General features: G+C 63.7%; 11 protein-coding genes. 1 reads left to right on the forward strand and 10 read right to left on the reverse strand.

Going from position 1 to position 14,251, the window contains the following annotated elements:
- Positions 1-65: 65 nt before the first annotated feature.
- On the forward strand, positions 66-296 hold the full coding sequence (locus tag ACUYM2_RS02245; protein ID WP_481598590.1) for a hypothetical protein: 231 nt from the start codon (positions 66-68) through the stop codon (positions 294-296).
- A 97-nt stretch (positions 297-393) separates the two neighbouring features.
- Here the strand turns inward: ACUYM2_RS02245 and ACUYM2_RS02250 are convergent, their stop codons facing one another.
- From ACUYM2_RS02250 to ACUYM2_RS02295, 10 genes are all read right to left on the reverse strand, one after another.
- A complete protein-coding gene (locus ACUYM2_RS02250; protein ID WP_481598591.1) occupies positions 394-1,674 on the reverse strand; it encodes a metal-dependent hydrolase family protein in 1,281 nt (426 codons plus the stop codon).
- 63 nt (positions 1,675-1,737) lie between these two features.
- Positions 1,738-2,193, reverse strand: coding sequence for a GAF domain-containing protein (locus ACUYM2_RS02255; RefSeq protein ID WP_481598592.1), 456 nt, complete (start codon positions 2,191-2,193; stop codon positions 1,738-1,740).
- Positions 2,190-3,728 (reverse strand): PucR family transcriptional regulator, encoded by a 1,539-nt coding sequence (locus ACUYM2_RS02260; RefSeq protein ID WP_481598593.1) that lies wholly within the window; start codon positions 3,726-3,728, stop codon positions 2,190-2,192. Before ACUYM2_RS02260 ends, ACUYM2_RS02255 begins: the two co-directional genes overlap by 4 nt.
- Positions 3,721-4,803 carry a DUF917 domain-containing protein gene (locus tag ACUYM2_RS02265; protein WP_481598594.1) on the reverse strand — a complete coding sequence of 361 codons (1,083 nt, stop codon included), beginning with the start codon at positions 4,801-4,803 and terminating at the stop codon, positions 3,721-3,723. Before ACUYM2_RS02265 ends, ACUYM2_RS02260 begins: the two co-directional genes overlap by 8 nt.
- Complete coding sequence (locus ACUYM2_RS02270) at positions 4,800-6,122, reverse strand: hydantoinase/oxoprolinase N-terminal domain-containing protein (RefSeq protein WP_481598595.1); 1,323 nt, start codon at positions 6,120-6,122, stop codon at positions 4,800-4,802. Before ACUYM2_RS02270 ends, ACUYM2_RS02265 begins: the two co-directional genes overlap by 4 nt.
- Positions 6,123-6,196: 74 nt before the next feature.
- Positions 6,197-7,180, reverse strand: coding sequence for an ABC transporter permease (locus ACUYM2_RS02275; protein ID WP_481598596.1), 984 nt, complete (start codon positions 7,178-7,180; stop codon positions 6,197-6,199).
- 8 nt (positions 7,181-7,188) lie between these two features.
- On the reverse strand, positions 7,189-8,712 hold the full coding sequence (locus ACUYM2_RS02280; protein WP_481598597.1) for a sugar ABC transporter ATP-binding protein: 1,524 nt from the start codon (positions 8,710-8,712) through the stop codon (positions 7,189-7,191).
- Between the two features lie 110 nt (positions 8,713-8,822).
- Complete coding sequence (locus ACUYM2_RS02285; protein WP_481598598.1) at positions 8,823-9,857, reverse strand: sugar ABC transporter substrate-binding protein; 1,035 nt, start codon at positions 9,855-9,857, stop codon at positions 8,823-8,825.
- A 37-nt stretch (positions 9,858-9,894) separates the two neighbouring features.
- Positions 9,895-11,568, reverse strand: a complete 1,674-nt coding sequence (locus ACUYM2_RS02290; RefSeq protein WP_481598599.1) for a hydantoinase B/oxoprolinase family protein — start codon at positions 11,566-11,568, stop codon at positions 9,895-9,897.
- 10 nt (positions 11,569-11,578) lie between these two features.
- Positions 11,579-13,630 (reverse strand): hydantoinase/oxoprolinase family protein, encoded by a 2,052-nt coding sequence (locus ACUYM2_RS02295; protein WP_481598600.1) that lies wholly within the window; start codon positions 13,628-13,630, stop codon positions 11,579-11,581.
- Between the last annotated feature and the right edge of the window lie 621 nt (positions 13,631-14,251).

Here is a 14,251-nt window from a genome sequence, read left to right on the forward strand (position 1 = left end):
CCTATGCCAGCCGCGTGTTCTAGAGTCGAGGGGCGGGACCGCACTTCAACTTTGCAGGGGGACTGATGGAGAAGACGCCCACCGAACGCTACGGCACGCGGCTGGCCGTGTGGCTGGGGATGTTCGTTTCGACGACGATTGGTGGTCCGGCATGGTTCCGTCTGTTGGAGAGTGGCTTCAGCTGGCCGGACGCTCTGCTCGTGGCGGCTGGGGCTTCCCTGTTCGTGTTCTGGGCTGCCCGGCTTGTGCTGCTCGAGCACGCGCTGCGGTCCGGTGCTGGCCGCAGCAACCGGTGATCTTGGTTTAGCTATCTGGTTGCTTCATCGCGCGGCGGCGTTCTTGCGCCTGGAGTATCCCGTCGCGAACAGCGGCTGCAGCCACTTCCTGGTTTTTCTACACTTCAACTGACGGAGCAGTCTCCATGTCTAGGGGTGGCATGTAGTTGTTAAAGTGCCCTGTGGTCACGACCTTTCCGTCTTTGATTACGGTGCGGGTCCGGCTCTCGTCCCAGAGGATTGAGGGCTCATCGAAAGGATCGCCGTCCAGCACTACGAGGTCCGCGCAAGCACCTTCTGCTATTCGTCCCAGGTCATCACGCCGCAGCAGGGCAGCATTGGTTGACGTAGCAGAGCGGAGGGCGTCGTACACACCCAAGACTTCGCATTGAAGACGCAGCCCGGCGAGTTGCTCGTCCTCCAGCTCACCCATGAGGTCAGATCCAAAACCGATCCGGACCCCGGCAGCCCGTGCAAGTTCGACTGCCTCCTTGCCGGCATTCAGTACTTCCCGGTTCTTGGCCGCTCCCACGTCGGTGAGGCCGATCTCTATTCCGCGCCGGTCCATGGCATCGTAGGTGACAAGGGTGGGCACCAGAAAGACCTCATGTTCGGCCATGAGTCGGGCGGTTTCTGCATCCAGCAGGTTGCCGTGTTCGATGCAGCGAACCCCGTTCAATACGGAATGCCGAATGGCTTCGGGCGAGTAGGCATGGGCGGTGGCGTAGCTGCCCCTACGGGATGCCTCCTCTGTCACAACACGGATTTCCGCCGCGCTGTATTGCGGGACCCGGATCGGGTCGACGGGCGAAATGACGCCCCCGGACGTCATGAGCTTGACCGCCGTGGCACCGGTCCGGAATCGGTGACGCACGGCGCGCAGCAGGTCATCCACGCCGTCCACCACTTCGCACATATGGCCCCCATGGAAACAGCTCCCATCATTGGCCGCGCGGATGTCTCCGTGGCCGCCCGTCTGGCTCAGCGCGGGGCCGGTGAAGAAGTAACGTGGGCCAGGGTACAGGCCTTCTTCGATGGCATTCGCAAGGCCAATGTCGCCCCCGGCCACGTCACGAACGGAAGTGAAACCGCGGCGAAGTGCGGCTTCAAGGCGCCGGGCTCCGGCCAGCGCGGAGTAGCTTAGCGGGCCCGTCTCGTTCTCGACCGAAGTCAGGCTGAGAGCGTAGGCGTGGAAGTGGGCATCGATGAGCCCGGGAATCACGGTGCGGCCCCCTGCGTCGAGCACCGTCCCGGCCGCGGAGCCTGCTGTTTCGTCGTCGCCCAAGGCGGCTATCCGGCCGGCGCGGACAGTGATGGTGCCTTCGAACAGGTCGCGCGATTCACCGTTGAAGATCCGGGCGTTCCGGATGGTCAGGGCACCCGGCTGATTTCTTGTCATGCAGCGTCTTCCTTTCTGTTGCCCTTCCGCGGGCGGCGTCCAACTGCCGCGCCGCGGTTGGAACTAGTTGTTGTCGGCCAGGGCATCTTCCAGCAGCCGAACGGAGCGCCGCGCGATTTTCATGGCGGCGTCCACCGACTTCTGGTCGTAGCTTCCCTCGGGCCCGAGGAAGTTCATCGATCCGATGGTCTCGCCGTTGCTCACCACCGGAACGTTAACGATCGCCCCGCATCCCAGCGACTCAATGGTTGCCGAGTCGAAGAAGAAGGCGCGGATAGCGTCGGTGTCAGCACCCAGGAACGGCTGCTGTCCTTGGAGGACCTGCTCCAGCCATACCGGGTTGGTGTCCCCGGCGAGTGTTTTCTTGCCTCCCACGGGGTAAACGTCGGGGTGGGTGGTGAAGATGCGTGCCATGCTGGTGCCGGCGTCAGCGATGACGGAGGCGGTGAAGAGGCGAACGCCCACGGTGTCCTGCGCGGAAGCGTAGACGTCGTCAAAGGAATCAAACTGTGAACTCATAGGGAGTCCTTTCTGGTTTCGAAGGTGTTTCTTTGGAAATTTGGTTTGCCCCGGGAGGGCCCTCGCAGCACATTGAGGATCAGATGGACGGACAGCAGCTCAGCCGGGCTGTCGAGCGGAACACCCAACTCGCGGGCCCGGTTGAGCCTGGTCTGGAGGGTGTTCCGGTGCAGGTCCAGTGTTTTCGCTGCGAGGCTTACAGATCCGTGGTGGTCCAGGAAGGCGGCCACGGCCGAAATAATCACATCCCGGTCGGCGGAGGCCATCAACCGGGGCAGCGCGAGCTCGGCCACGAGGCTGATGGCGTCCGAGTCAACGAAAGTGGTGGCCGCCGCCACACCCAGGTCGGCGAAGGATAGAACCGTGCCTGGCCCCGCGGCCCAGGCGGATTCAGCAGCAAGTCGGGCCTCGCGCACGATGGATGGAAGTTTGGGCGGGTCCTCACACCAGGCTGACAGGCCGACAACAAGGCCGAGCTCGGCAAGAGTCTCCGCGAGCCGTGTCCTGATCCGGGCTTCCAACTGTGCAGAGACGTCGCGGTTTTCGGCCGGTACAAGGGCAAGCCAGCCGCCGTTCACTTCGGCTAGGGGACGGCGGGCTGCCACCTTCCGCCATAGCAGGCGCAGCACGGCCGTCAGCTCGGAACGAGCGTCGTGCCCTGGACGGCTCCGGATCCACAGAGCGACGTACTTATCCTCCGGCCGCCAACCCAGTTGGGTCAACAGGTGCCGGTGTTCTACTTCGAACGCCCCGCCGGAGGAATCGGGGCCTTGGTCCAGTCCGGCGAGTGCGGCGGTGGGGACGGCGCGCGAAGCCTCAAGGAAGTCGCCCAACAGCCAAGCCGCCCTGACCGAAGGGATGGCGACCTCAAGGATCGAACGAACCAGCTGCAGATTGTGGACGCCGGATGCGGGAACGCGGGCTGACAGAGTGGAGCGGACGGCGCTGTTCCCACCGCGTATTTCCACCGCGATGACTTCGGCCGCTTCCCGCAAGGGCATCCCGGCTGAGGCCAGGACGACGCCGTCGTATTCCACCGAAATGCCCACCCCGTCCAGTTCGTTGGAAATGGTTCTAAGCACATCGCCAAGGGAGGTGTTCTTTGCGACCGCGCGCGCGAAGCGGGCCAGCTCTGCGTCAACAACGGACAAGGCGGCACCGATTTCAGCCGCCATTGCCAAAGCGACGCCGGCCGGGTCCTCGTCGGCGGCCAGCAGAGTGATGCCAAGCCGCTCGGCCAGGCCGATCACGGCAGTGGAGTAGGTGCTTTCGGCAACGACGACGGCGCTGGCCCTCCGTTCCCATGCGTGCCGTAACGCCGCGGATACCAGCCAGCCGCCTGCTCCCATCCCGGGGGAGAGGACGACGACCGTGTTGGGCCGCACACGCTGGATAGCCTCAAGCTGGGAGACCAGGACGACATTCTCTATTGTCGCGCTCGAGGGCGTCAGATATAGCGGCGTCGTGCCCCGGAGGGAACCGTGGGCCAAAAGCCCTGCGACGTCCAGTCGGGTGACGCTTTTCGACCTATGCATCACTCCGCCTTGGGTGCCGGAGGGGGATGCCAAAAGCCATTGGCTCGGTGAGGTCAAGGCCAGCCCGCGAATACCACTGGGCTGCGCCGGGGTATTTGAGGATGTCCACGACGTTGCCCACGCGCAAGTCGTCGAGGCTAGCCACTGTGCCGTGCTCGGAGTTCAGCAGCGTCACCATGTCAGGGACGGCTGCCGCTATGGCACCATCCACCAGGACCAGGAGAATCTCATTCTGGATCTCCAGCCGGATGATCTGGCCGGTGCTTTCGTCTTCAAGGGTCACGCTTGACGGCTGTGCAGGCAACCCGAGATCGGTGGGCCGGGAGAGGCCTTCGATGTGGCTCACGCGGGCGCGGGCGACGCGCGTGGCGCCGAGAAGTTCCGCGAGCATCAGGAACTTTCTCTCGACCGACGTTTCCGCATCCAGGATCTGGCCTATTCGGATCATCCGGCTGACGGACCCGTGGACGCCATGTTCCTTCAGCTGCGCGGCAGTGCAGGGATACATGGCCGTGGCGGCCCAGCCGCCTAGTTCGGTCACGAGTGCGCGCACCAGAGTCTCGGCCCGCTGCGGATTGTTGGCTTGCACGAGCGCGCGTTCTCCCGTAACTCCCGTCATGGCGATGGGGCTGATAGGTACCCGGCCGATGTTCAGGGTTGTTTGGCTGATCAGGGGAAAGACCCGGCCCATCGGGTCGGAATCGATCACCGGCAGCGAGGACTGCAGCCCGACCATCAAGGGAATGATTCCGTTGATATTGGCAGCAGCGAGTGGATAGACTGCCCGGACCCTCCTGCCCAGGCTCGCTTCTATGGCACTGATGCAACTAATGAACTCGTCACCCACTGGAGGCATGTCGGCTATGAAGAGGCCCTGTGTCACCATTCCGACTGCCACGACCAGGTCGTCAGGGGCGAGCTCGTCGATGGCGGCGAGCTCCAAAGGCTGGTGCTCCATGGCCCGCAAAATCATGTCCGTGTAGACGTGGATGGCCGTCGGGTCGATGGCGCAGGCCAGAAAGTGCGCTCCTGTCCTGAGGCTCCGGACATCGTCTGCCGTGATCCGGGTGCTCATGGTGTGGAACGCCGTGCTCCGGCAGCCAGAAACTGCTCCGCGTCACTGGCGGTCTCTCCACCGGCCGCCTGGACGCGGATCCTGACAATTCCTGGGTTGCCGTAGGGCATTGCAAAGACGTTCGATTCAATGATGCGGGTTTGCCCTGGGTTGGCGCCCAGCTGTACCGCTGCCGACCGGGCGTCCTCCTCAGCCCGATGCTGCACGGCTTCCAGGTCAGTGCGTCCGGTGACCGTCTCGAGTCTGTCGATCCACGACGTTAGGGGCGCTGCGGCGGAACCTACAAGCGCGACGTCCTGGGCAGCGGGCAGGGTCGAAATAAGCCCAAACGGAGGTGGGGTCCCCTGGTCTGTACGAAGATCAGCTACGACCGAGGGGACGTCCGGGCGGGTCATGTGGTTAGCAGTATAGGAGTCGACAACTGCAGCGTTGCTGGCCAGGCTCGCCTCATACCCTTGACGGATTAGGCTGTTTGCAGCCGGTAAGCCCCGCCGGGTGTAGCCCACGCTGACACCGGAGTCGGTGCAGAGAATAACTTCGCCGTCGGGGACTCCGGCAAGAGTGGCCGCACCGAGGATTGCCATGGCCGGTTCGGGCCGGAGCCCGTGAACGGGCATCATCGCAAGCCGCGGAAGAGGGGCGCGGCCGCCGTCGTTCCTGGCGAAGGACAGGGTAGCGGCGGGAAAATGGCGCCGGCCAGCCGCCTCCAGGATTGCCGCCAGCTCTTCGCCCGTCTCCATGAGCGCGCTGTTCAGGATTGCCGTGTAGTCGCGGTCCCTAAATATGCTTGAAAAGAAAGCGCTGGAGATACTGATCCGCATTTCGCTGTCATTGGAAAGGATGGCGTCAGCAATGCGCGTCTCGTGATCCATCGACGCTGTTGATCCGACTGAGGTAATGGCGACGTTCCGCACATCCCCGGACAGTGTGCCGGGAAGCGCCGTCAGGAAGGCTTCAAGGTCCAGAGGCGCCAAAGGCCGGCCGCGCATATCGTGTCCGCCGCAGACATGCACGGTCCGGCTGACCGCCGGTTCGACAAGGGCCGGCAGCCCAGCTACATGGAACGCGTCCGCCGGCGGACGGGGCGAAATGCGGACCGCGACGACGTTGGCCAGCTTCCGGGCCGCCAGGACACGTCCGACGTCGGCAGTGATGTCCGTGACGCCGGTCCCGAACTCACGACGGATCCCGGACAGCGCCGAGTCCAGCGCCTCGGCCAAGCTGTCGGCGTGGACCTCGCGGGCCGCCGAGACGATGTTCCGGCCATCCAGAACGAGGCTCCGGCAACTGGCTTCCTGCAGCCGCAGTCCTATCCGCATCCTTTAACTTCCTGCTGAACGCCGCCTACGGGCCGCTGAATCGGTTCCATATATATAGGGTCCACCATGGGCCCTCATCTCACCGCCTTGCGGAAGAACAATCCGTCGGCGGCGACGGCCACCAGGATGAGGACACCAGTGACCACCTGCTGGTACGTGGTGTCCCAGTGCAGCAGGTTGAAGCCGTTGCTGATGACCGTCAGGATCATGACCCCGGCGAACGCACGCCACATTGCGCCCTGTCCGCCGAGGATGCTGGTGCCACCGATCACTACTGCGGCAATGGCCGTGAGTTCCACGCCGATCGCCATGGCCGGCTGGGCGGAACCGGCGCGGGAGGCCAGGATCATTCCGGCCATAGCGGAGCACACGCCGCTTATGGCGAAGACCGCAACGTGGATGGTGCCGGTACGGATACCACTCAGCCGCGCCGCCTCCAGGTTGCCGCCCACCGCATAGATCCGGCGCCCGAAAGTGGTTCGCCACAAGACGATGCCCAGCACAGCCGTCATGGCAAGCATCAGGACTGAGCCCGCGGTGAGGCCGAAGAGGCTGGGCCAGGTCCAAGTCTGGAAGGCAAAAAGCTGCTCGGGCAACGGTGCGACGATTGCGCCGCCCGTGATCACGATGGCCAGCCCTCGGTAGATAATGCTGACCGCGAGCGTGCCTATGAACGAGTTGACCTTCGTGCCCACCACGATCAGGCCGGTGACGGTTCCCAACGCTGCACCGATCAGCAGGGCCCCGATGAATCCGGCCGCCACACCAAAGTGTTGTGTGATCATGACGCCCGCAATGGCGGAAACGGCCAGGGTGGCCGTCGAGGACAGGTCGAATACACCGCTGATGATGCACAAAGTGGCAGCGGCGGCGAGCAGGCCCACGATGGCTGCCTGGTCGAAGAGATTGATGAAATTGCGGCCGGTGAGGAACGTTCCGGTGTTCAGGGTCAGGAACAGCATGATGGCGATAAGGCCGAAAAGGATCCCGAAGTCCTTGACGTTAATCTTGAGTTTTTTCTCTACCGGTTTGGACACGGCAACGGAAGCTGTGGACATTGATTCACCTATTTCAGAAAAGCTGAAGTCATGACTTCATCGCGGGAGGCATTCCGGTCGAATTCGGCGACGATGCGGCCTTGCCTCATGACATGGATACGGTGGGAGAGGCCGATGACTTCCTCAAGCTCGGAGCTCACGACGATCACGGCCGTGCCCTTTGCGGCGAGTTCGACGATGAGTCCGTGGATGAGCGCCTTGGCGGCAATATCGACACCGCGGGTTGGCTCATCCACCATGAGCACCGCCGGAGGGCTGAGCAGCCATTTGGCGAAGAGCGCCTTCTGTTGGTTGCCGCCGGAGAGATCCGCGATGGGCCCTTGACGTACGCCACGGATATCAACGGACTGGCTGATACTGGAGACAACGGCCTTTTCCCGACCGACTCGGACGAAGCCGAACAACGACCGGTCTGAGAGCGTAGCAAGGGCGATATTCTCTGGAGCCGGCCGGGACATGACGAGGCCCTGCTCCTTCCGCGACTCCGGCACGAGCGCAAGACCGGCCGCGATCGCGTCCCGGATGGAATTGGGCCGGGTACGGCGTCCGTTGATCTCCACGTGGCCGGCGGTAACCCGGTCGGCACCGAAGGCGGCCAACAAGGTCTCACTGCGGCCGCTGCCCACCAGGCCGGCAAGGCCGAGGATTTCGCCGGCTCGTACCGAGAACGAGACGTCCTTGACCTTAGTGCTGGTCAGGCCGACCGCCTCGAATACCGTCTTGGCACCGGCCGGGACCGGAGGGATTTCGGGGATGAGGAAGTCAACTTCCCGGCCCACCATCAAGCCGACAAGCGATTCAGGCGTGTGTCCCGCCGCGTCTTCGGTGACGATGTGCCGCCCATCGCGCAGGACCGTCACCCGGTCAACGAGCCCCAGAACCTCTTCCAGGTAGTGGGAAACGAGTATGACAGTGGTACCGGAGCGGGCCAGGTTCCTGATTACCTGCAACAATTGCGCTTTCTCTGCTTCGTTGAGGACGGCCGTTGGCTCGTCCATGCACAGCACCCTGGCTCCGCGGGCCAGAGCTTTCAGGATTTCCACCTGCTGCGCCTGGCCGATGGGCAGGGTTCCGACAATCGCCCTCGGGTCCAGGTCAAAACCTGTCTCCTCCAGCAGCCGGGCAAAGTGTGCGGCGTCCTTCCGGGAACGAAGGAGGCTCCCCGTGTTGGACCACCGGCCCAGAAAAACATTCTCCAGAACTGAGAGCCCGGGAATGAGCGCCAGTTCCTGGGAGATCAAGGAAATGCCGTGGGAGATCGAGTCCCGCGGTGCGGTGATCCGGACCGGGCACCCGTTCAATGACACGGTGCCGGCATCGGCCACGATGGCCCCCCCAAGGATTTTCAGCAGCGTGCTCTTCCCGGCGCCGTTTTCCCCCATGATGCCGTGGATTTCCCCGGGAGCAACGGACAGCGTGACGTCCTGCAAGACGGTGCTGGAACCGTACCGCTTGCCGATTCCCGAGACTGAGATCTCCGGGGCCCTGTTCGCCCGGACGTGCTCTGGTGTTTCCAACTGCTGTGTAGCCATCGTGACCTCTGGGGATGGAAGGGGACTTGAGTGCGGGCTTTTGAGCGGGGTTTCCCGGACCGGATCGGGAGCGATCCGGTCCGGGAACCCGTGGTGGTGCCAGGCAGGGCCTAGTCGGAGTACTTCGAGACGTAGTTCGCGGCGTCCAGCGCCTGCTTGGTTCCCTTGGCCCGGTTCGGAGCCAGGGCCGCCTCGTCCACTGCCGTCTCGACCTGCTCTCCCCGGGCTTTGGCGAGGCCGAGTTCCGTGGCCTTCGCACCATTGGCCACGACGTCGCTCACGTAGATGGAGAACCATTTGCCGGACCGGACGGCCTCGACGTTGGATTTGGACGCGCCATTGCCGATGAACTTAATGTCGCTACTGCCCGCCGCGGCTGCCGCCCCGGTGATCGCCTGGGATGCGCCGATTACGACGTCGACATCGGGGTTGGCTTGGGAAACGTTCTGGAACGCTTGGCGGCCGCTGTCTTGGGTGTAGCCGCCTTCCACACTGGCCACGAGCTTGATCTTGGGGTCCGTGGCCAGCTCCGCCTTCACGGCGTCGGTGCGGGCGTTGTCCAGCGGGAGGGACTTGAATCCCTCCAGGTAGGCAACCTTGCAGGTGTCCCCGGGAACGGTGGCGCAGGCCTCCTTGCCCATCTCGCCCAGGATTTTTCCGTTGCTGGTCGGGAGGTCAACGATGCTGATGGCACCAGGAATCTGCGGCTGGATGGTGTCAAACTTCGGTCCGATGACCGAGAACTCCACCACGACCGTGATGCCGGCCTGTACAGCCTGCTGCAGGGGCGCAATGAGCGCCTGGTTGTCGTTGGCCTGGACAACGATCACCTCGAACTGTTTGGAGGTGACGGCATCCTGGATCTGCTGGACCTGGGTCTGTGCGTTGAAGTTTGGGTCAACAAAGGTGGCCGTGGCATTGTTGGCCTTCGCCGCCTGCTCGACGCCAAGGAAGGTCCCCTGGGCGAAGCCGTTGGATTTGGCGAAACCGAAAAACCCGACCTTGAGCTGCTTGCCGGCATCGGCATCGGCATCGGCAGCGGACGCTGGTCCTGAGGCGGCTTGCGTGGGCGGGGTGCAGCCTGAGGTGAGCAAGGCGAGGCTCGCGAGAGTGATGGCTGTGGCTGATCGCTTGAAGTATTTCACGGGCAATCCTTTCTGTTGTGAATCTGGTGGCGGGTGCTTAGTATCCGTAGTGCGTTCTGGCAAAGTCCTCTGTGATGAAACCGTTGACGATGTCGTAGGCGATGTCCTCGCGGGAGCGTTTGGCGACATCTCCGAAACCGCCACCGCCTCCGACGGCGAGCCGCACTATGTCGCCGGCCTTGACCTTCCGGGCATTGGCCTTCAAGGTGCGGACTTCGTCGCTACGGCCGGGGTTAATGACAACTTCGGGGCCCTGCGCATCCGAGCCGCCGAAGAGGCCCCAGGCGGGGGTCTTTGACCTTTCAAACCACAGCCCGACGACGCAGTCGGCCAGGAACTCGTATTCACGCACCACGCCGTTGCCGCCGCGCCACTGGCCCGGGCCGCCCGAGTTGGGGCGGATGGAGTACTCGTTGATGCGGAGCGGGTAGCGGGTTTCCATCATCTCGATGGGCAGGTCCTTTAGGGAGCCGTTGACGTTGTTGATCATTGCGGACTCGCCGTCCGTGCCCTGCCATGCGCCCCAGCCGCCGAGGGTGGCCTCCATGCTGACGAAATTCCGACCGAAGCGGGGGTCGAAGCCTGCCGCAGTGATGATCATCGAGTCACCGTGGCTGGCGCTTGCAACACGTTCGGGCATGGCAGGGGCCATGGCCTTGGAAACGAGGTCGATCAGCAGGCCAAGGTGGGAAAAGTACCACTGGCAGGGTGCTGGTGCGACGGCGCCAAGAACGGAGCCGGAGCGCACCTGCGTGGTCATGGGCCGGAAGGATCCGCCGTTGGAGTTGGAGTCCGGGCTGATGAGCAGCTTGTAGCCCACCCGCAGAGCCGAGACGGCCTGCGCCGCGCCGCAGTTGACGGGTCCCATGGTCTGGTCCGCCGATTCGGTGACGTCGAAGTCGACGGTGTCGCCGTCCACGGTGATCCTCAGCTTGATGGGAATGGGGGAGTCCAGGTTGATCCCGTCGTTGTCCAGCACTCCCTCGGCTTCATAAACGCCGTCGGGGATGGCGCGAACGGTTTCGCGCTCGATCTCTTCGGTCTGGCGGAAGATTTCGTCACGGGCTGCGTCCAACTGGTCCATGCCGTATCTGCCCACGAGCTCCTTCATCCGGGTGGTCCCCATCCGAAGGGCAGCGATCATCGCGTGCATGTCCCCGATGGTTTGGTAGGGGAAGCGCACATTGGTGCGGATCAGGTCCACGACGGACGTTTCGACTCCGGCCTCCATCAGCTTGACCGGGCCCATGCGGAAGCCTTCCTGGAAGATGTCGGTGGCATCCATGGAGCCGCCTACATCCTTGGATCCCATGTCCATCCAGTGCGCACGGGTAGCGGCGAAGCCGACTACAGCGCCGGCGTCGAAAATCGGAGCGAAAATGGTGACATCGTTCAGGTGGGTTCCGCCCAAGTAGGAGTCGTTGAGGATCCAGACGTCGCCCTCCTTCCAGACCTCCCGGCCGTAAAGCTCCTCCACCGCAATGGAGCAGGTTTCCAGGTTGCCCAGGAACAGGGGAAGGCCGGCGGACTGTCCGAGCACCCGGTGCTCTGTGTCCAGGAGTGCCACCACACAGTCCCCGCCTTCGTAGAGGATGGGGGAATAGGCCGAGCGGATCAGGGTGGCGTTCATATCATCCGCGGCGCTAGTCAGCGCGTTGCGGATGATTTCCACGGTCACGGGATCAAGGGTTTTGACTGCTTCGAGTGTCATGATCGGTACCTCAGTTTCCTTCGACGTCTTGGGTGCGGATGACCAGTGAGCCGAATTCGTCGACGGTGACGTCGAACCCTGGCGGCACCACGGTCGTGGCGGTCTGCTCCACGATGATGGCCGGACCTTCGAACTTGTGGCCGGCGGCCAGATCGTCCCGGCGGACCACCGTGGTGTCGTGTTCGACGTGGTCGAAGACCACGCGGCGAATTTCGTGCTTGAATTCGGAGCTCTCAGCCGGGGCGAAGAGCGGCGCTTCCAGCCGGCCCAGGTCCCCGACGGCCTGCGTCCGCAGGGCGACGATCTCGATGGGCGCGCCAAGGTTGGAGTGACCGTAACGTTCGTGGTACATGTTCGAGAAGCGGACGGCGAGGTTGGCGACAAAGTCGGCGGATTCTGGTTCGTCCGCCGAGGTCAGCGGTACATTCAGCGAGAATTCCTGGGACTGGTAGCGGACGTCCACCGAGGCAGTGGTGCGGCGGCTTTCCTCCGGAACGCCTTCCGAGACCAACGAACGCAGTCCCTCGACTTCCATGGACCGCAGGACTCGGGCCATGTCCGCCGGATCGATGTCCTCGTCAAGGTAGAAATACGGCTCCGAAAAGTCCTTGCGGATGTTGGTTTGCAGCATCCCCCAGGCCGAGAATGCGCCGGGGAACCGGGGAACGACGGTTTCGGGGATGCCCAGTTCCTTGGCAAGGAAGACAGCGTGCATGGGGCCGGCGCCGCCGAAGGCCACAAGGGCGAAGTCACGGGGTTCGATACCGCGGGAGATGGTGATGGTGCGGATGGCCTGGGCCATCTGGGAGTTGGCGACATCACAGATGCCTTCGGCCATCGCGATAGGGTCCAGACCAAGCTGGTCGCCCACCGTCTTAAGCGCGGTGATAGCCGCTTCCCGGTCCAAAGCGACCTGGCCACCGGCGAACCAATCGGGGTCGACACGGCCCAGCACGAGGTTGGCGTCGGTAACGGTAGGCTCGGTGCCGCCGCGACCGTAGCATGCCGGTCCCGGGGTGGCTCCGGCCGAGCGCGGACCGACACGGAGCCCGCCGGCTTCGAGCCAGGCTACCGAGCCGCCGCCGGCGCCCACGGTGTGGATGTTGACGACGCTCATGAGCATCGGCAGGCCTTCAAGGTGCGCCTCTGTGGAGACGTCGGGCTTGCCATCAACCACCAGCGAAACGTCGAAGGAGGTTCCCCCCATATCCACGCCGATAAGGTTGCGGTTGCCAGAGACGCCGGCCAGTTCGACGTCGCCCATAGCGCCGCCGACGGGGCCGGAGAGCAGGGTCTGGAGTGGCCGCTTGCGGGCCGACTCGGCCGTGAGGACGCCGCCGGAGGACTGCATGATGTGCAGCGGGGCTTCTACGCCGCGGTCCGCTAGTTTCTCTTCCAGATCCAGGAGGTAGTTGCGGACCACCGGGCCGGTGTAGGCCTCGACGACGGCCGACGAGGTGCGTTCATATTCGCGCCATTCCTTGGCTGCTTCGTGTGACAGGGAGACGGTAAAGTCTTCACCCAGTTCCTCGAGCAGGATTTCGCGGGCGCGGAGTTCGTGCGTCGGGTTCTTGTAGCTGAAGAGGAATGCGACGGCAACGGCGCCATACCCCTCGTCCACGGCGCGGCGCGCCGCCTGCCGGACGGCCACCTCGTCGAGGGGGCGGATTTCGTGGCCCTGGCCGTCAAGCCGGCCTCCGACGCCGATGACATCTTTTCGCTCAACCAGCGGCTCTGGCTTGCGGTACTGGGCGTTGTAAAGTTCGAGACGGGGGCCGCGGGCAATGTGGTAGGTGTCCTCGACTCCGGCGGTGGCCAGCAGCAGTACCGGCACACCGCGGCGTTCCAGGAACGCGTTCAGGCCTTGGGTCGTGCCGTGGACCAGGAACTCGATGTCGGACAGGTCCGTAACAATCGATTCGAGTCCGGCGATGACACCGGCGCTCAGGTTGCCCGGCGTGGTGGACGCCTTCGTCGCCTCATAGGTTCCGGACTGCTGGTCGTACGCCACAATGTCCGTGAACGTTCCCCCGATGTCCATCGACACCCTGTAGTTCGGCATGTGTTTCTCCTCATAGCTTTGCTAGATACGCTGTGTGGAAAATCACGCTATACATGCCGCCCTGCCCGCACGGATGCTGGTTGCACAATTCGAAGGGGTCTTGGCGTGCACGTTGCACTTGAGGGTCGAAAGATGCCCGCCCGTTCTGTGCCGTTTTGATCTCAAGATGCTGAGGGGGCGGAAGCCTTGACCGATTGGCAGTATGCCGTGGGCGACAGAAAAGGCCACCACGCAGTCGCCGTTCGTCCCGGGTTTGACCTACACGCGGTTGCGGGGAGCGCATAGCTGACGCCTTGGTAGCACCTCTGGGTGCCAGCTCGCCGACCGGCTGCTGGACCACACCGATCAGCCGTCCCGGTATTTTCCTCAGGGTGCTTGGGAGTCTCGGCAAACCGCATTGGGCCAGCAGGACTCAGTGGGTCCTACACCACCGATGAAGGCGGCGTCTAAGTCGACGGCGAGCTCATGCACGCCAGCACCATGGCCCCCAAAGTGGCGGGCATTGCCACCATTTACCAAGAACACAAGCTTGTGCCCGCCCTCTCGGTGGCGGAGAACATCCCCTTGGCAACCGGGGTCGCCAAAAAGGGTTCCTCTCCGGGCGTGACATCGCAAACGCGA

Source organism: Arthrobacter sp. SD1074B, from assembly GCF_056780195.1.

Coding starts and splice junctions, on each gene's coding strand:
- ACUYM2_RS02245 (WP_481598590.1), top strand. CDS start 66: ATGGAGAAGACGCCCACCGAACGCTACGGCACGCGGCTGGCCGTGTGG.
- ACUYM2_RS02250 (WP_481598591.1), bottom strand. CDS start 1,674: ATGACAAGAAATCAGCCGGGTGCCCTGACCATCCGGAACGCCCGGATC.
- ACUYM2_RS02255 (WP_481598592.1), bottom strand. CDS start 2,193: ATGAGTTCACAGTTTGATTCCTTTGACGACGTCTACGCTTCCGCGCAG.
- ACUYM2_RS02260 (WP_481598593.1), bottom strand. CDS start 3,728: ATGCATAGGTCGAAAAGCGTCACCCGACTGGACGTCGCAGGGCTTTTG.
- ACUYM2_RS02265 (WP_481598594.1), bottom strand. CDS start 4,803: ATGAGCACCCGGATCACGGCAGACGATGTCCGGAGCCTCAGGACAGGA.
- ACUYM2_RS02270 (WP_481598595.1), bottom strand. CDS start 6,122: ATGCGGATAGGACTGCGGCTGCAGGAAGCCAGTTGCCGGAGCCTCGTT.
- ACUYM2_RS02275 (WP_481598596.1), bottom strand. CDS start 7,180: ATGTCCACAGCTTCCGTTGCCGTGTCCAAACCGGTAGAGAAAAAACTC.
- ACUYM2_RS02280 (WP_481598597.1), bottom strand. CDS start 8,712: ATGGCTACACAGCAGTTGGAAACACCAGAGCACGTCCGGGCGAACAGG.
- ACUYM2_RS02290 (WP_481598599.1), bottom strand. CDS start 11,568: ATGACACTCGAAGCAGTCAAAACCCTTGATCCCGTGACCGTGGAAATC.
- ACUYM2_RS02295 (WP_481598600.1), bottom strand. CDS start 13,630: ATGCCGAACTACAGGGTGTCGATGGACATCGGGGGAACGTTCACGGAC.